At 46.0% G+C, this 18,273-nt stretch carries 16 protein-coding genes; 6 read left to right on the forward strand and 10 right to left on the reverse strand.

Annotation, left to right across the window (positions count from 1 at the left end; all coding sequences use genetic code 11):
• Positions 1 to 28: 28 nt before the first annotated feature.
• The 4 genes from SCB77_RS04530 to SCB77_RS04545 form a co-directional block, all read right to left on the reverse strand.
• A complete protein-coding gene (locus tag SCB77_RS04530) occupies positions 29 to 2,791 on the reverse strand; it encodes a TonB-dependent receptor (protein WP_320185241.1) in 2,763 nt (920 codons plus the stop codon).
• Between the two features lie 281 nt (positions 2,792 to 3,072).
• Entirely contained in the window at positions 3,073 to 5,496 is a 2,424-nt protein-coding gene (locus SCB77_RS04535) for a TonB-dependent receptor domain-containing protein (protein WP_320185242.1), read from the reverse strand.
• 53 nt (positions 5,497 to 5,549) lie between these two features.
• Positions 5,550 to 6,848, reverse strand: coding sequence for a sensor histidine kinase (locus SCB77_RS04540; RefSeq protein WP_320185243.1), 1,299 nt, complete (start codon positions 6,846 to 6,848; stop codon positions 5,550 to 5,552).
• A complete protein-coding gene (locus tag SCB77_RS04545) occupies positions 6,841 to 7,521 on the reverse strand; it encodes a response regulator transcription factor (protein WP_320185244.1) in 681 nt (226 codons plus the stop codon). Before SCB77_RS04545 ends, SCB77_RS04540 begins: the two co-directional genes overlap by 8 nt.
• 208 nt (positions 7,522 to 7,729) lie before the next feature.
• On the opposite strand from SCB77_RS04545, the gene nhaA reads away from it, so the two are divergent.
• Both nhaA and SCB77_RS04555 read left to right on the forward strand, forming a co-directional pair.
• Positions 7,730 to 8,908: a Na+/H+ antiporter NhaA gene (nhaA, locus tag SCB77_RS04550; RefSeq protein ID WP_320185245.1), complete on the forward strand. Its 1,179-nt coding sequence runs from the start codon at positions 7,730 to 7,732 to the stop codon at positions 8,906 to 8,908.
• A gap of 397 nt (positions 8,909 to 9,305) precedes the next feature.
• A complete protein-coding gene (locus SCB77_RS04555) occupies positions 9,306 to 9,932 on the forward strand; it encodes a fibronectin type III domain-containing protein (RefSeq protein ID WP_320185246.1) in 627 nt (208 codons plus the stop codon).
• Positions 9,933 to 9,936: 4 nt separating this feature from the next.
• On the opposite strand, the gene SCB77_RS04560 is transcribed toward SCB77_RS04555, so the two are convergent.
• Positions 9,937 to 10,224 carry a hypothetical protein gene (locus tag SCB77_RS04560; RefSeq protein WP_320185247.1) on the reverse strand — a complete coding sequence of 96 codons (288 nt, stop codon included), beginning with the start codon at positions 10,222 to 10,224 and terminating at the stop codon, positions 9,937 to 9,939.
• A 665-nt stretch (positions 10,225 to 10,889) separates the two neighbouring features.
• Here SCB77_RS04560 and SCB77_RS04565 point away from each other — a divergent pair.
• A complete protein-coding gene (locus SCB77_RS04565; RefSeq protein WP_320185248.1) occupies positions 10,890 to 12,707 on the forward strand; it encodes a mechanosensitive ion channel family protein in 1,818 nt (605 codons plus the stop codon).
• A gap of 162 nt (positions 12,708 to 12,869) precedes the next feature.
• Here the strand turns inward: SCB77_RS04565 and SCB77_RS04570 are convergent, their stop codons facing one another.
• A complete protein-coding gene (locus SCB77_RS04570) occupies positions 12,870 to 14,021 on the reverse strand; it encodes an aldose epimerase family protein (RefSeq protein ID WP_320185249.1) in 1,152 nt (383 codons plus the stop codon).
• A gap of 136 nt (positions 14,022 to 14,157) precedes the next feature.
• The gene (locus SCB77_RS04575) at positions 14,158 to 14,502 is read right to left on the reverse strand and encodes a DUF6122 family protein (RefSeq protein ID WP_320185250.1); all 345 of its coding nucleotides are present in this window, start codon (positions 14,500 to 14,502) and stop codon (positions 14,158 to 14,160) included.
• 103 nt (positions 14,503 to 14,605) lie between these two features.
• Between SCB77_RS04575 and SCB77_RS04580 the strand changes: the two genes are divergently transcribed.
• The gene (locus SCB77_RS04580) at positions 14,606 to 14,947 is read left to right on the forward strand and encodes a HopJ type III effector protein (protein WP_320185251.1); all 342 of its coding nucleotides are present in this window, start codon (positions 14,606 to 14,608) and stop codon (positions 14,945 to 14,947) included.
• Between the two features lie 176 nt (positions 14,948 to 15,123).
• Here the strand turns inward: SCB77_RS04580 and SCB77_RS04585 are convergent, their stop codons facing one another.
• Entirely contained in the window at positions 15,124 to 15,639 is a 516-nt protein-coding gene (locus SCB77_RS04585) for a hypothetical protein (protein WP_320185252.1), read from the reverse strand.
• Between the two features lie 168 nt (positions 15,640 to 15,807).
• Between SCB77_RS04585 and SCB77_RS04590 the strand changes: the two genes are divergently transcribed.
• The gene (locus SCB77_RS04590; RefSeq protein WP_320185253.1) at positions 15,808 to 16,020 is read left to right on the forward strand and encodes a hypothetical protein; all 213 of its coding nucleotides are present in this window, start codon (positions 15,808 to 15,810) and stop codon (positions 16,018 to 16,020) included.
• A 123-nt stretch (positions 16,021 to 16,143) separates the two neighbouring features.
• Here the strand turns inward: SCB77_RS04590 and SCB77_RS04595 are convergent, their stop codons facing one another.
• Together SCB77_RS04595 and SCB77_RS04600 are read right to left on the reverse strand one after the other, a co-directional pair.
• Positions 16,144 to 16,992 (reverse strand): NAD(P)-dependent oxidoreductase, encoded by an 849-nt coding sequence (locus SCB77_RS04595; protein ID WP_320185254.1) that lies wholly within the window; start codon positions 16,990 to 16,992, stop codon positions 16,144 to 16,146.
• Between the two features lie 38 nt (positions 16,993 to 17,030).
• Positions 17,031 to 17,873: an aldo/keto reductase gene (locus SCB77_RS04600; RefSeq protein WP_320185255.1), complete on the reverse strand. Its 843-nt coding sequence runs from the start codon at positions 17,871 to 17,873 to the stop codon at positions 17,031 to 17,033.
• Between the two features lie 124 nt (positions 17,874 to 17,997).
• Between SCB77_RS04600 and SCB77_RS04605 the strand changes: the two genes are divergently transcribed.
• Entirely contained in the window at positions 17,998 to 18,225 is a 228-nt protein-coding gene (locus tag SCB77_RS04605; RefSeq protein WP_320185256.1) for a DUF6965 family protein, read from the forward strand.
• Positions 18,226 to 18,273 lie beyond the last annotated feature (48 nt).

An 18,273-nucleotide genomic window follows, 5' to 3' on the forward strand; every position in this document is an offset into this window, starting at 1 on the left:
TTTAATAGATGTACCTTACAGATTGCCCTTAGAAACTAACGCGTATCTGCGCCCCTACTACGCTACGTGTTCCACCCACAAAAGTCGGAAAACCTATGGTATCACCACTGTTACCAGCATCGATAATATACTTGGTATCCAGAACATTCTTGCCATAGGCACCAATTTCATAGCCAATGCCGCGTTTCTGAAAACGGAAACCCGCGGTAAAGTTAGCCAGACCATAGCCGTCCTGATAGAGGTCGGGGCGATTATCATCTTCGAAAAATACGCCAGACCGATACGAATAAGACGGTCGTGCATAGATAGACGAACTGCCCTTTAACGCGAAGTTGGCATCAAGCCCTATGGCAAAACTATGCTTAGGCGTCAATCGAAATTGGTTACCCGCATATTCCTGCGGATTTCCATTTTCATCCATATCACTAAACTTACCATCGATAAAGGAATAGTTACCAAAGAGCTGTACAGCGGGTAGGAAATAATAACGCAAACCTGCTTCCACACCAAAGGAACTCGCCTTACCGCCATCATCTGCCAAGAGTTGCGGTGCAATAGCACCTTCCACCTGCTGGAAAGACAGTGTCTGGAAATTAGACCAATCATAATAGTAGGTATTCAGCTCGTAACCCAGCTTACCATTATCCACGATTCCCTTAAGTCCCATCTCATAACTCCAAACAACTTCCGGCTTCAGGTATCTTGTTTCGCTAGGCAGGATATTCACCACGCCGGGTCTTCTTCCCCGGGATACCGTTGCATAAACATTGTTTTTCTCAAACATATAGTTCAGGGCGAAACGGCCAACGTATGAAAAATAATCCTTTTGCGCATAGATGGTTTCATTAGCGACAGGATTGAGCAAATTTGGCGATCCATTGTTCGCAATCATGCCGAACACGCTAGGTGGGTTTGCCGCTAGGGCACGATAGCCGCCACGTTGGGCTTCATAGGTACCACGCAACCCCAAGGTCATTTTCAGCTTATCCGTCAGATCATAAGAGCCATCCCCAAACAACTCTATCGCTTGGTTACGACCATAGTTGATCGACGACTCACGGTGTATGCCCTCAATAGGCGCTCCATTCAATAAAGAAACCAAGCCTATCAGCTCCTGCGGCAAAACACCGGCAGGCAACATGCCCGATGCCAATAGCTGATCCCAGGTCATTCCCGGAGGCAGTTGTCCACCCATCAACTGGTTAATAAGCCCCAAGGCTAGAGGTTGCAGATTGGGCAAATTGTTTACCGGCTGCACCACGCCATTCTCCATCACCGGAGGCGTAGTGAATATTTGCTGAACTTGCTGATTCAATAAGGCGATCTGCTCCGCAGGAAGATTCAACGATTGACCCAAAGCGCCGATTTGCGCCCCCAGCTGCCCGCCCAGTAGCGGTGCGATGTAGGCCGGATAGAGCACGCGCTCATTGATGCGCATAGGCACATCTTGAGAAGAGTTTTCATAAAAATAACTGGTCCCAAAAAATCCGGATAATTTGCTATCGCCTTCGTAGTTTAAACGGAACTCCTGACTGAATTGATTGCCTTTGGCTATCTCCGAAATCCACAGCAACTGTGCCGGCGTACCATCGGCGTCAAAGGACTCGTCGGATTTAAATGCCCGGAAGCCGGATAGCGAACTTAACTTCCATCGATTGCTCAAAGGATGATCCACCAAGAGGGTTGCTCCCCCGACATGCCTTTTTATGTATAATTTTTCGTTTTCGTCAGCTCCCAAGTGCGCCGGCGTATTCGGATCTGTATCGCCAGCAGCAGGAGCAAATCGTTTGCTCTTGAAACTTGTGCCGGGATAGTTATCATATTGGTAGTTCAGAATCAAATCGGCCGTAGTACCGTTATCTCCCCATAAACGGGTGGAGTTACGCAGTGCAATTACCTCTTTACCATTCAAACGGCCGCCCGCCCGATTGGCGATAAAACCGTCGCGACCCTCATAGTTTATAGCAAAGCGGTTGGCCAGTTTTTCTTTGATGACTGGTGTGTTGACAAAACCTTGCACAAACCGATGGTTGTAAGCTCCATATCCACCAGTTACTTCAGCAGCAAATCGATCCTGCGCCTTGTTTTGGATAATATGTACCGCACCAATCTGCGCGCCACGGCCAAAGAGTGTACCCTGCGGCCCTTTGGCTACTTCCACGCGCTCCAAGTCAAATAGTTCCACAACGGAAGCCCGCGAGCGCGAGATCGAAATACCGTCCTGAAAAACGGAAACTCTCGGTTGCGACCGCGCATCGCCATTATCCGATGTAATACCGCGAATAACATAACCCGGGTTGTTTGGACTTTGCAACTGTATCTGCATGCCGGGAATAAACTCGGCCATTTCATCCATCTGCCGGATATTCATCTTGTTCAGGATATCACCCGACACCACACTCACACTCACCGGAACCTCGACACTGGTTTGCGTGCGCCGTTGCGTGCTGACCAACACCTCCCCCAGCGCAATACGCTTGTCCGAAAGCACAATATTCCCCAGGTCATTTGCTCCTGCTTGCACGACGATCTCCCTTTCATAGTCGGACAGACCCTGATACTTGATCAGGATATCGTAGCTTCCCGACGGCAGATTTACAAATTGAAAACGTCCATCGGCATCCGAACTGGTATGCTGACCAGCCTTCCGCAGGGTAACGGTAGCGCCAACAACGGCCTGCTCCTTTTCGTCCCATAGTCTTCCAGAAAGACTAGATTGCTGTGCGTAAACGGCCGCTCCGAAATAAAAGTAAAAGCAGAGTGCGAGTAGATAGGTAATTAGCTTATGCATAAACGGTTTGTTTTATTTGACAAACCTAGTTATCACATGTAAACTAACCGTGAAATATGTATAAAGTTACGCAAGCGTTATCGGTCAGTGATATTTCTTTTATGTTAAAATCGATTTACTGTATTGTATAAATGAGACGACCATTGTGTTTGTATGAAGTTAAGGACTTCGCGACATGATTTAAGCAACAACATATAGTCCTTATCCACTACACCTTAAATAAACCTGATTTCTTTCAAGACATTCAAGAACTGCATACCGCGACATCTCCTTATCTCCCATCAAAACTTATACGAGTATCCCAACCGCACAACCTGCGTCTCATAATAATCATCACTGGTATAGCGAAAGCCATTACCTTGAATCTCCCGTTTAATCACCATCGTATTAAACAGATCCGTTGCATTCAAGAAAATCTCTCCTTTACCTCGTTGTACAGCTTTCTTCAAGCCCATATCTACCGAAAAGCGAGCAGCCATCTTTCCTTGCGGGATAATATCGGGTGCAAAGTATACGGCGCTAAGTTGTCCATTGAAGTCATGCGCAAAGCGGAAGATATTGTTCCACTTGAGGTTTCCCGAAACAATGCGTTGCGCTACTGCCGTAAACACCGTGGGCACAGGATAGCGGTTTTCCACCGTGAATGCGTCGATTTGGTTTCGGTATATATTTCCGTTTATAGTGAAGGTGTAAACGCTAGAAACCGGTTGGTTCCAGATAGCTTCTAGACCACTGTTGTAACTTTTGCCCGCGTTTTGAAACACCGCATACACCAAGGGGCTGCCCGGCACAATGGTAGAGATACGCGTAATAGTTGCGTCGGAGAAGCGGTGGTAGAGCGCGCCATAGAGGTAAGCGCTGCCATAAGTATATTTGTATCCCAGCTCCACGGAGTTGCTAAACTGCGGGCGCAAACCTGGGTTGCCCACCTTAATAATTTCCGCGTCGTCGTACTTCGGAAAAATGCGGATATCCACTTCATTGGGACGATCTACCCGTCTATTGTAAAACAAGGATATCTTATTGCTTTCGTTAACCTTATAGCCCACACGCATCGTGGGAAAAGGTTGCAAATAGTGATAGCCTGAGCTTGTATAGGTAGGATGATCAGGATTTACATCGTAGCTGATGTTGACATATTCCAATCGCAGACCCAACTCAGCTTCCCATCGATCATTTTCTAGGTTATAGTTACCAAAAACCGCCGGAATCCACTCGTCGTAATTGGCCCAACCACCGGCAGCAACATCGAGCACCGAATTTTCGCCCGGCATAAAGTTCATATCCGTCGGGATGTTGCGCTTACGGATCTTCAGCCCCGTTTCGAAGCGACCATAGCGAAGCGGCTTACTATAGTCTACATTAAAATCGTAGACCTGCTCGTCGGAGAGCAATTTAAAAGCATCGGTACCTACGAATGTTGGAAGAATGTTGTCGTAGAAATACTTTTCGTCTTCCCGATGAAAGGTATAGTTAAAGTCCATGTTTAACAGATGCCCCGCCTGCTTAAACTTATGTTGGTAAGCAGCCGTAGTCATCACCGTAGTCTTCAGTTCATCTTCCAAAAACTGCCATAGCCGGATGCGTTCAGACAAATCCGCATTGAAGAAAGGCTGATCGCCGCGATCGATGATCTTCTCGTTACCATACAGTCCGGACAGGGTCAACGTATTGCGATCATTGAAAAACCAGTCTACTCCAGCCTTTGTGGTTAAGAAATTCGTGTTACGGTTGCGTTTCAGCTGGGAGCGGATGACGGTGCCATCGTCATAATCACGCTGCACAAACTCATTTTTATTTAGTGTTTCCGTGTAAAGATTATCAGCCTGGACAAAGATATTTAGCTTATCCTTCCGGTAGTTTAATGACAGCGAAGGATTGACTTTTGGCGTTCTGCTATACTGTGGACGTATGCCCGGTAAGTTTTCTTGGCGCTCCCAAAGAGCACCCAAGCCAGCGGAAAGCCCCACTTTACCATTCCATCCTTCTTGCCGTTCCTTCTTCATAATGATATTGATAATGCCGGCCTGCCCATTGGCCTCATACTTGGCCGAAGGATTATTGATGATCTCGACTCGCTCGATGGACGAAGCAGGAATGTTATCCAGCCCTGCTTGGCTACCAAAGCCCGTGAGTGCCGTTTGTTTGCCATCAACAAGGATAGTTACCTTATCACTGCCGCGCAACTGCACCTTGCCTTCCTGCACATTGACACCCGGCAGATTTTGCATAGCCTGTAATACAGAGCCTCCGGATTGACTAATGTTGTCGGCCAAGTTGTAGCTCTTCCGGTCCATGGCGGCATCGATCGTGCGTATCCCACCCGAAACGACCACTGCTTCCAGCTGCTGAGCGTCAGCGCTAAGGTCGATGCTCGGAATCTCCAAAAATTCAGATAGGTTGCCTACATAGATGGGGATCATTTTGCCGTGGTAACCGGTATAGGAGAGCTGGAGCCTGTAGCTGTTGGGCTGCATATCGGCGAAGGAAAAACGTCCGTCTTCATCCGTCACGGTTCCCGCTATAATGGTCTCCGCTTTCGCACTTTTCAGGACAACATTGACGTAGGGTAAAACCGTTTTTGATGCTTGATCTCGCACCTGTCCAGAGACGGTTACCTTGCTGGCCTGCGCGTGTACCTTTCCAAGGGAAAACAGTAGCAACATGGAAATAGCAATGATCTTAAAGTATGGCATAAGCTTCATGATTTTATTTGATGAAGCTAAATTGCCAACGGATTTGGAAGAAATTTGGAATTTTAGAAACCTAGGGTAAAAACATGTTTATTTTCCGCATAGCGATAGCTAACGGTCCACTGCTGCGCTTTGGCAATCTCGCGCACGATGGACAAGCCCAGGCCGCTGCCAACATTGTCTTTAGACAACCGACCGAAACGACGGAAAATAAGATCTGTTGGCAATGCTGAAACGCCCGTATTAGACAGCTCAAAGTGATCTTTTTTCAACACACAACGGATCTGCCCACCGGCCGGTGTATGCCTTATCGCATTTAGCAGCAAGTTGTTGATCAATATCTCTGTCAGATATTCGTTGCAGCACACCTCCACATGATTGTCGACTTCCATCGTCACCTGCAGCTCCTTTTGCATGGCATACTCCTCCACGAGCAACAAGCATTGTTGCAAAAGTCTATCAAACGAAAAATATGCAAGATCTGCAAACTGGCTATTTTCGATTTTCGTCAACAACAGCAAATTTTTATTGATCCGCACACTGCGTGCAAGGGAACGATTCATTTCCTCCAGCAGTTGGTATTGTCGATCTGAAAGATGTTCACTTTGCATCAACAGATCCAACTTGCTCTGCAAAATAGCCAAGGGTGTTTGTAGCTCATGCGATGCATTTTCTGTAAACTCCTTCTGCGCGGTATAGGTGAGGATCGTGTGATCGATCAGCTTATGCAGGGAGTCATTTAATTCTTCAAATTCCGCGATATCAGAGCCTGTAAAAGCGATGGCTGACTGTCGATGCAGGTGAAAATGTTGCAGTTGATCCAAGGTATGTCGAAATGGCTTCCAAATCTTGATGGATGATCGTCGATTGATGAACAAGATACCCACAAGGGTCAACATAAAGAAAAAGAGTGTTGTCAAGGCAATAGCGACCACTGTTTCCTCCGACTCTTCGATATTGGTCTCGACGGTAAAGCGCAGCGGCCTATCGTTAACCTGAATAATGGTAGACAATACACGAAAGCGATCGATATTGACGGTTGGAGCATAAGCTTTCTGTTTCTCCACGGTAAAAAGACTGTCCTGCCCACTGTCTCCAGAATGAGGATAATGGATATTGGTTCCGGGCTGTAGCTGATTCCACAAGGCTATACTGCTATCCAAGGCTTCGTCCGACAAGTTCAATCCATGCAGCTGATAGGCTGTTCTATCGGCCATAATCTGGTTATGCTCATCCAGTTCGCTTTTCCAGATCGTATCCACCACGAAGAAATAAACCGGAATGCTGAGCAAAAACACCAATAGCGTATAGATCAGTACGGGCTTACTGGTCTTCTGCAGTAACGGTTTCGTTTTTTTAGCCATGGCTTTCCCATTTATATCCCGTGCCATAAACAGTTTTGAGATAATTTCCACAACTGGCATCATGCAGCTTTCTCTTCAGGTTTTTGATATGGGCATATACGAAATCGTGGTTTTCTAGCATATCGGCAAAGTCACCGGAAAGATGTTCAGCCAGTGTGCTTTTCGAGATCACCCGGTTCTTGTTACCAATAAAAAACAGCAGCAGATCAAATTCTTTTTTCGTCAATGCCACGAGTTCCTCGTGAATCGATACCGTCTTCGCCTGCAGGTCGATGCACAGCTCCTGTTGTCGCACAACATTGACATTATTGAACTGCTTACGACGGATAATGGCATAGATTCGGGCAGTAAGTTCGGATAGATGAAAGGGCTTGGTGATATAATCATCCGCACCAATATGCAAGCCTTTGATCTTATCTTCCACGGCATGTTTTGCCGAGATAATGATCACCGCATCTTGCTTGTTTACTGCTTTCAACTCTTCCAGCACTCGGAATCCGTCACCATCGGGCAGCATGATGTCCAGCAAAATGCAATCGTACGCATACGATTGTATCTTGTTGTTGGCATCTACAAGCGACGCCGCGTACTCACAGCGATAGCCCATATCCTGTAAGTACTCGCCCATGCTGTTGGCCAGTTCCTGTTCATCCTCGATAATCAATAGCTTCATCCCTACAAATTTAGCGATGCAATTTTGAATTAATTCTGAATGCACCTGTGATGATAAAATATAAGTAAAATCTATATACAAAGCTAACCAACAATGACATTATCTATGCAACTTTTCGAAAGGTATCCAAGCAAAAGCCCTACTTTAGCGAAAAGTATCGAAACAACTATGCTCTGGCTTGTATGCAGAAGCAAAGATAACACCGATTATGGCAAAATTGATCAATCTCACTGTTTTCAAAAACTTCTTCCGCTCGAACAATGCGGGGGGTATACTCCTATTTATCTGCGTCATCCTGTCGATGATTATAGCCAACAGTCCACTGGCCTCGAACTTGCAAGCCTTGCTAGACCACAGCATCGGCTTCGAAACCGCGACCATACATCTTAACTATAGCTTGCTGATGTGGATCAACGATGGGTTGATGGCCATTTTCTTTCTGATGGTGGGGCTGGAGATCAAGCGCGAGATCGTAGAAGGCGAGTTATCATCTCCACGGCAGGCCTCCTTGCCCATTCTCTGCGCTTTTGGAGGCGCGGCCGTTCCAGCACTGATTTACCTCTTTTTTAACGCGGGGAGCGACACGGCTGGCGGCTGGGGTATCCCCATGGCGACAGATATAGCCTTTGCATTGGCCGTGATCGGTTTGCTCGATAAGCGCGTGCCGCCCAGCTTAAAGATTTTCTTGGCCGCACTGGCCATTGTCGACGACCTTATCGCGATCTTGGTGATTGCATTCTTCTACTCCTCGGGTATAGAAACCAGCTACCTCCTCTATGCCTTTATCGGCATGCTCGTGCTGATCGGCATGAACAGGCTCAACATACAGAATCCTTTTCTTTACCTCATTCCCGGTGTTTTCATTTGGTATTTCATCCATCATTCGGGCATACATGCCACTATTGCCGGCGTGCTTGTCGCGATGACCATCCCTACCAACGATACCGATGTGGAATCGCCGCTGGAGCGCCTTGAGCACGCGCTTATCAAGCCCGTCAATTTCTTTATCATCCCCTTGTTTGCCTTTGCCAATACCAATATCACGCTAGAGGCAGAGATGGTGCATGGGCTTATCGCTCCATTGGGACTAGGCATCAGCTTAGGGCTGCTGCTAGGAAAGCCTTTGGGCATTCTGTTAATGGCTTTTGTTTGTTCCAAACTGAAGATAAGTAGCCTACCAGAAGGCAGTAATTTTAAGCATATGTTGGGCGTAGGGCTCTTGGCTGGGATAGGATTCACGATGTCTATCTTTATTTCTATCCTCTCGTTTAGCAATCCGCTATTCGTTAAAGAAGCGAAATTATCGATCTTATTGACATCCATTTTAGCAGGTTTGTTGGGCTATCTGTTCCTTCGAAACATGGGAAAAGCAAAAGAAATAGTATAGGTCTATACATTTAGTAAGTTGCAGTTACCTGTTTTCACAGTGCCGTATATGTACGAAGCATTATCTTATCCTATCGAAAGATTCCCGTTAACCTCTTACATACCAAATTAATAGTAGGATACTTTGTCCTATGGATCGGATATTATAAAATTACCCTTCGCCGATTTATTTTTCTTTACCGCTAGCTACTTTTTCGTGCGCAGCCCATGAAAATTCACGCCTGTCACTACGCGCAGCTATCAGCCGAGATCAATAGCAGTAGCCTTAGCATTGCCCCAAGAAAAAAGATCACAAAAACGATCGCACAAATTTACCTATGGTTAAATATTATCTATATTTATAGGCTATAAACGATTGTGGGCGAAGGCATACCAAGTAAACTAATTAATGAGAGCACATGAAATACATACGTGTTAAAGCCAACTTTTTCCGCTATCCCGACGATAAATTGGTGGTCAGGGCAGCGCATATTATTACTTGTTTAAAAGAATCCGATTTTTTTAAATCGCCGGATCCTCCGCTTGAACAACTCGAAGAGGCCTACAACGATTACTATCAGAAAGTAATCGACGCACAGGATAAAGATCGCGAAAAAGCGGCAACCAAACGCGAGAGTAAACGGCGCCTTACTGATCTCCTTCAAAAACTGGCCTTTTATGTCAATATGGTAGCAGATGGGCAACTATCGCTATTGTACAGCTCCGGATTTCCAGTGTTAGCCAAAAAACAGACCGGAAAATTGCCGGATTGTCCCATGGCAACATATGTCAAAGACGGCCGCAAAAGCGGCGAGGTGGCATTTGGATTCACGCCCGTAGGGCGGGATATGTACTATGAATACCGTTTTGCAACATTAAGCCCGCGCGGAAGGGCAATTTGGGGAGAAGTGGCCGTCACGACGCGCTCCTTCAAGAATTACCACGATGGCCTTCAGCCTGGGCAATGGGTGTATTTTAAGGTGCGTGCACGGAATAAGAACGGCTGCAGCGCATGGACGACACCGATCAAATGGTTGGTGCATTAACTGTTTATATGCCTCTGTAGTGACCTAGCGTCACATTATAAATACGGATCATCGCCGCGAGATCATCCTGTTCCACAAAATGTGTAGGTGTGAAATGCCCCATCGTTACCCGTTCACCATTCTCGTCTCTCACCATCGCCAAGCTACAGTGTTCATCGTCCTCATGGAAAATCGCTATTCCACAAATTTGCTCGCCATCATAGCTCACGTAATACGATGCACGCCGACTGTCGCTGAGCTTTCTCAATGCTAAAATTGGATTTCCTATTTTCTGTAGTTTGGTTATTCTCATGCAATATAAATATATCGCGACAAAAGTCTAAAAAATACAGCAATTAAAACACTTTTAAAAGAAAGTTACACAATCGTGTGCGTAATTTTTTGTAGTTTGATTTCGACAATATTTCGATGGCTAATCTTGTCCTGCGTGCATGCAGATTCGATAAACTCGTTTAGATATAGGTAAAAAACCTTGCCTCAGCATTTTGCAACAAGGGCTAAAGTAAGCGATCTATCTCGGCTAAGTGAATCGTACTGTTGCTGAAACAGGTCTTGCAAGGAGCAAGAGTCTCATAAGATGGATCCGTCGTACATTTTGCAGGAGCGGCGGCAATCATCCATTTTCTTGGGTGGCAGAATGGCGGCTAAGACATCCTACGTCTATCAAACATGCCAGCGATGGCCATCCAGCAAATGCCTCTGCTATATGCTCTTTTATTTACATGCCGGATTTAATAGCGTTCAGCACAGCTCGTTTAGATTTATAGATTGTATCACGAAGTTACAAGGCGCTTCTTTTTGTCAACATGCAGTAAATGATATTAATACTGTATATTTTGAGATATGATAATAGCATAATCGAACAGCAGCAAAACATTAAGCCTTCGAAAATCGTTATATAGCATATAAGCAATTGAAGTATCACGTTGTGCCTGACAACAGAAAAAAACATGATATATGCCATTCACTTTCTTGAGCAACAGCTCTAACACAGTTGGGAAGACGGTTCCTTTCATCATCATTTTGCTGCTATTCGTTTTGACACTTGGCTCAACAGCGCTGGCGCAGATACCCACGGTCGACACGAGCAGCAACGCGGCGGCAATTCCAAAATTTCCGGAAGACTCGCTCAACCGACGCACACCGCGGGGCGCGGTGGCCGGCTTTATCAGCGCTGTGTCCAAAGAAAATTATGAAAGGGCGGCTCGCTACCTGCACATAGATCGGAAGCTGCGCAAGAAAAGAAACAAGGAACAGCTGGCACAAGGCTTACAACAACTGCTGGATCAACATGGTAGTATCCTACCCTACGCGCTCATCAGCGATAAGCCAGATGGACATCAGCAAGATAATTTGGGTCCCAATATGGATCGCGTGGGCTCTGCTGTAATCGACAACGAATCCTTCGATATTATGGTAGAGAGCGTGCAGGATGAGCACGGCGGTCCTTTATGGCTTTTTTCGACACAAACCATCGAGCGTATTCCGCTTCCCGTAGAAGAAGAAATCGCGAGCACCTGGATCAGCAAAGTAATGCCCAAGGTACTCATCGACAAAAAATGGAGCGGCGTACCTATAGGACATTGGATCATCAGTTTTATCCTTGTTTTCTTGGCCTACCTATTGGCTTGGGCCGTCACAAAAGTTATCATCTTCTTGTTGTCACGCTTGTGGAAGAAAGCGCGGCTAGAGCCCAATGCTGGCATTATACGCGCGTTCTTCCGTCCAGTACAGCTTTTTTTGGCCGTATGGATCTTCGTTTTCGCGCTGGAGCAAGCTGATATATCCATTATCGTTCGGCAAAGGCTCAGCAGCCTCAGCGTTATTTTCTATATATTGGCGGTCTTGCTATTGATGTGGCAGCTGCTGGACGCGGGTAGCAAGATCACGCAGCGCAACCTCGCGAAAAGAGGTAATCAAGCAGGCGTATCGGCCATTCTTTTTCTTCGGCGAGCCATCAAGATCGCGCTGTTCTTCATCGCTATCATCACCGTGCTGGATACCTTTGGCTTCAATGTAACGACCGGTATTGCGGCACTGGGAATTGGGGGTATTGCCTTAGCCCTGGGCGCGCAGAAAACCGTAGAAAACTTTGTGGGCAGCGTTACCCTTATTGCCGATCAACCGGTGCGTGTGGGCGATTTCTGTAAGGTAGGCCAACTGGTGGGCACGGTAGAACAAATCGGCATGCGCTCTACCCAGATACGCACCAATGAGCGTACGGTGGTGACTATCCCCAACGGCGAATTTTCGTCGCTACAGATTGAAAACTTCACCCATCGCGATAAATTTCTTTTCAGTCCCAGCTTCTTCTTTCGCTTGGACAGTAGCGTTGATCAGATCCGCTACTTGTTGGTTGAAATGCGCAGAGTGCTCTATGCACACCCTAAGGTGGATCCTATCCCGGCGCGCGTGCGCTTTGTCAACGTCAGCAAAGAGGGTCTGAAATTCGAGATTTTCGCCTACATCAATGCGGTGGATTTTGATATGTTCCTGTCGGTACAGGAAGACCTTCACCTGCATTTTCTGCAAGTGATCAAAGCCAGTGGGACCGATCTTGCACGCGATGCACAAAGTATATACATGCAAACGGGAGAAGAGCCCCAAGCAGAAAAACAAGCGGAGATAGCGCGTCAAGTGGAGGCCTGGAAAGCGAACAACGACCTGCAGATTCCCGATTTCGACGAACAGCACATCAAGGACATCCGTGGAACGATTGATTATCCCCCGCAGGGATCAAGCCATCATAAAGACAAAGACGTAAAGAACTCATAAACAAGCACATTGCGCAGTGTATAAATTGGAGACTTTTCTTTGTATAAATTCAAATTGATAGAAAACTATTTCTCGTAAGCAACGTTCGCTATATGATTTAGTTTGGATAGCTCATATATTTAAAAAGAGTGAAAGTCCCCTGTCGTGAGACACGGGACTTTTTTATTTAACACGAAACCTGTACACGCAAAGATGGCTGTATGTATTTTCCGGCAACAAGGTAATGGAAGGCCAATGAGGCTTATTGGGAGAATCTGGAAAATACTGGGATTCGAGACATATAGCCGTTTGCTTATGGTAGGGAATGCCGTCTTTACCTATTCTAGATCCATCCAGCATATTGCCCGTATAAACCTGTAATCCGGGCTGATCGGTGTACACCTCCATGAGGATACCGCTTTCTGCGGCGTAGAGGCTTGCGGCAAGTTGCCTGCTATCTCCCTGCGTATTGAGCACAAAATTATGATCTATACCGTTGACATACGAAAGCTGTTCGACGGCCTGCCCCTGCTTGCTCAACGCCTCGCCTATGCTTGTCTTTTTCCTAAAATCGAAGGGTGTTTCTGCTACAGGTAAAATTTCGCCGGTGGTAATCAAATCCTCGCGCAACGGAGTGAAGTTATCGGCATGGACATATAGGCTATCCTGCAGAATAGTCTTGTGCGGATCTCCAGACAGGTTAAAAAAGCTATGGTTAGTCATGTTGATCGGTGTTTTCCGATCGCTGTTGCAAGTATACTGTATTGCCAAGCTGTTGTCGTGGGTTAAGGTATATAGTACTTTTACCTCCACTTTCCCCGGAAACCCGCCCTCGCCATCCGGCGAGGTATAACGCAGCATCAAGCTGCTGTCCGAAAGCACTGTTGCTTGATACACCTGATTTTGCCAACCCGCAGCACCGCCATGAATGGTATGTTCGCCGCTATTGATGTCTAGCTGGGCGGTATCCCCATCCAAAACAAACTGCCCATGGTCTATGCGATTTGCGACGCGACCAATCGTGGCACCAAAAGAGGAAGGCTTAGCGGTGTATTCGGCTATATTATCAAAGCCCAACACCACATCTCGAAATTTCCCCGACCTATCGGGAACCCACAACGAAACAATACGTCCACCATAATTCGTCAGGCAAAGCTCGGCCCCCTGCGCATTGCGCAGCACAAAAAGATGGGTGGAGTCGCCGTTGACGATAGCTTCAAACCTACGTTTACTTAATCCGGAGGATGTGACATCCTGATCTACTGGAGCTCCACAGCCGAAAAACAAAAAGAATAAAGGTAGCAGAAAAGTAATATGACAAGCTATATTTTTCATGATGGAGTCGCGGTTTTTCCTTTGGTTACATCTATTAACAAGGTACAATGTACGAAGATTCCTGCTAAAACATGGTATGGATTGCAGCAGGGAGACAAATAAACAAAAGGATGAGATCGGCGTTAGCCTATTTGCGTTACAAGATCGCCCCCAATTGGCAATCAATAAAATCCGTTAACATATGAAACAATAAACCGAGGGAGACGAGCTGTAAAACCGAGCCACGCTTAGCAAATAGAAACACTACCGCATAGACGAAAATAGCGGCATAAGAATGTAGCAGGTGAAATCCTACGCTACATCGATTGGGATCAAAAATCGGGTCGGCCAAAAGGTGATCTAGATCGACCAGCATGGTGCTCAATAAAATCAGCCAGGCGAACTTCCAACGATTGCTGTAAAAAAGATAAGCAATGCCCGCTGGAGCAAGAAAATGCAAGCCGTAGTGGATACTTGTTTGGATGATGGCCGATGTTTCCATGTTCAAATATACATACTGTAGTTTCTTAGGGGACAATTTTCCGAATTATTGATATTTTTGTCGATTATTTATTGTATTAAAACACCATTCATCATTACACCCTATGTCAAAAAACATCGAAACACTACTGGCAGACCTGCATGCAAAAAAGATACAGTTTGCGACAGTTATCGCTCATATTGAAAAAGATTATCTACATACACCGACAGCTTTCAAAAATGGTCCGGTTGAAAACGAAGCGACACAAAACCAAGGAAGCGCCAAGGTATTCGCTTTTGCAAGCCTCCACAAGCTGTCCAAAGAAGATACGTTGTTGCTATTTGCCGAGCATTACCAAGCCATACTTGATACGCCTGATGGCCAAGACCATCAGAACATTAGACAATTTATGAACTATGGCTGGGATGGCATCAGGTTCGAGGGAGAAGCATTGCAAGCAAAGTAATCAACGTCAATTTCATCTCGATACATAAATATTTCTAAAATAAAATAGAAATAATATATTCAATGCAGTGTGAAATCAAAAAAAATCGCTAGCTTTAAGTGCGTCAAAAAAAATCCACTTCAGGTGGAGTATATCTAGTAGGAAATTCCCCGTCGTGAGATAGGGAATTCTTTTTTTTAATTGGCTTCGATCTTTGTACTGAACGAACCGTCTTTTACTGCAATACTTCGTACAAGCACCTCTCCATTCACATAGATTAGCGTGCCCGAGAAGGTACCCTCCACAGCGCGATCGTTAATATTATCAATTTTTAATTCAAATTTATCCAATGTGGATAGCGTATTTCGCGTTGCAGCAAAATTAAACTGAACGTCATTCTCGGTACGGTTATGCAAAGCGAGTATAGTATATGGGCTGCTATCGTCTAGTGTATAGCTTCCGGCCGGCACGCGAGAGACCTCGCTCATCACGGTAAAAGCCACCCACGAAGATCCGTCGTTGGTACCTCTTACCTCCAGATAATTCCCCCCATCTATCCAGCGCGCAGAAACATCGGTATAGATCTCCTCTTTGTCCCCCAAGGTAACTTTCATAAAGTTCGTGGATTCACCGAGATCGTCATCCACACTTTTGCTACAGGCGGTCAGCAGGAACAGAGCCAAGAAGGCATAAATCGTAGATTTTATATGCATAAGTTAATATGTTAGATGTAAGTTGATTGACCCTTTTCTAAGCAATAATTATACCCCTATTGCAATTCCACCCAAAAATCAATACAACTCCCTAATATACAATAAATTTCAAAACATCAAATGCGTAGAGAACGCTTTGAGGCTTTACGGCGTTCTACATAAAAAAGTATGCATAGTATTAAATTAACAGAAAGAAATGGAAATGACTTGGTCTTGGAAGTGACTGACAGTGAAAGCGTGGATCTTATTGTAGAAGTGACCTTATTTGACGACGGCAACTTTAATGCTCGCGTGGGTTCACATCACGTTTCTGAAGAAGTGCGAAACGATATCAATCATTTTCTGGCTGAGCAAAACATACGCCATAAGCAGGAAGGATAAACGCAAATTTCACCAACGTTAACCCTAGAAGTAGAGCTTGGGGGGATATCCCCCCAACTTTGCTTCTTTACGGAATGCTATTGCGCACCTGCGATGCACGAAGCAATCTCCGAGATATATAACCTATTTTTTTGTCAGATACTTGATCACCGAAATCACATCTTCATGACCATGCCCTTTCGCGCTAGCTTCTTTCAAGGTCTGCAACACCGCTGCACCAGCAGGGAAATGCGCCCCAAGGTCTTCCGCCAAGGCTGCATCCTTTAACATGAGATCCAAGGCAAAAGCCGGAGAAAAATCTTCCGCTATCAAGAGGGGTGTTTTTACTTTTGTTGCTCCGCTGCCACTGGCGCTAGCATTCACAATATCGAGCATCTCTTCACGCGGAAGCCCCAAGGAATCTGCAAACAAGGTCATCTCGGCCAAGCCTTGGTAAAGGATCGACAAAAAGTAGTTCACTGAAATCTTTGCCGCCAATCCCTTTCCATTTTCGCCTAGATATTTGATGTTCTTGCCCATAAATTCCAAATAGGGGCGTGCACGTTCCACATCCTGCTGATCACCTCCAACCATAAACAGCAAGGTACCCTCGCGTGCGGGACCTGTGCTACCGGCAACGGGCGCATCCAAGAGCGAGGCTTGCTTTACTTTCAAGGCCTGCCCAATATGGATCGAGCAATCTTGAGAAATGGTGCTTACATCTACAAATAACTTACCAGCGATGTCGTGCATCAGCACCTGCTCATACACCGCCTTCGCGGCTTCATCGTTGGTCAACATGGTAAATACAATATCGGCATGTGTCAGTAAATCGGTCATATTTTCGGCCACATGCGTGGAAGCACCAAAGCCCGCTGTACGTGCCGCAGTCCTGTTGTAAACACTTAGGCTGACACCTGCATTTTCCAAATTCTTCGCCATGGGATGTCCCATATTTCCGAGTCCGATAAACCCAATTTTTTCTTTATTCATCTGTATTAAATTAAATAGTCAAAACAGCAGCTACTTCCCTAAACACGGTCGGGCCACTGGTTGGGCAATTCGCCACTAAATCCCATCTGCGGGAGATGATCAATCGCCAACATCTCTTCATCGGATAGGCTAAAGTCAAACACATCCAAATTTTCGGCCATGCGCGCTGCCGAGGTAGATTTCGGGATAACCGACACCGCGTGTTGGATCACCCAACGCAGGCAAATCTGCGATACCGTTTTGTGATGCTTCTTCGCCAAGGATTCCAAGAGCGGTTCGCCAAAAACCTTGCCACGCGCCAATGGTGACCAAGATTCAATGGCTATACCTTTTTCTTGGCAATAAGCGACCACCTCGGGCTGCCAATAACCGGGATGAAACTCAATCTGATTTAAGGCCGGTACAACGCGAGCTGTCTGCAAAAGCGCATCCAGATGTTCAGGCCAGAAATTGCTGACACCTATCGTTTTGATCTTCCCCTCGGCCTGCAGCTCCTCCATGGCCCGCCATGCATCAGCATTAACCTGCTGCCAATTCGTATAATTCTTTGCATTTGCCGGCCAATGGATCAGGTAAATATCGATATAATCTAGCCCCAACTTGGACAGCGAGTCAGCGAAAGCCTGTTTCGTCTGCGCATAGCCCAACCCTTCACGCCACAATTTCGTGGTAACGATAATCTCTTCGCGCGGGATGCCACTGCGGCGGATCCCCTCGCCTACCTGCTCTTCATTTCCATATTTAGCAGCGGTATCCAACAAACGGTACCCCTGTCTTAGCGCTTCCTGCACCGACTCGACACCTTCTGCATCGGTCGCTTTATAGGTTCCAAAACCCAATAATGGAATCTGTTGTCCATCGTTTAATGTTATGTGCTCCATAAAATATCCAAATCATGATACGAACGCATCGTATCCCATTAAGTTGAGCCAATTTAGTAGAAAAGTATGGCAATTTGACCATCGTACTGTAAATAGCGTCGCTTAATTTCCTATTTTTGTTTACATGACAATAGATGAATTGAAAAGTGAGTTACTTGGAAAATCCTTTCCAGAAAAGGTTACGATATCGCCGGATCAAGTTGTTTTTGATGTGGAGCTCTTTCTAAAGACGCAATTCATTATGTTGGAGCTTTGGAAGAAAGATATCGAAAAATCGCCAGCCTACATTAGGTTGATGCGATTTCGAGAAGCAGTCAATCCAAAGGATGAGGAGACCCCTGCAACGTCTTAGATCATCCTGCATCCGCTACAAAAGGAAGCCTTGCTAACGTCGATCGCA

This window comes from Sphingobacterium bambusae (assembly GCF_033955345.1).
Lineage (GTDB): Bacteria > Bacteroidota > Bacteroidia > Sphingobacteriales > Sphingobacteriaceae > Sphingobacterium > Sphingobacterium bambusae.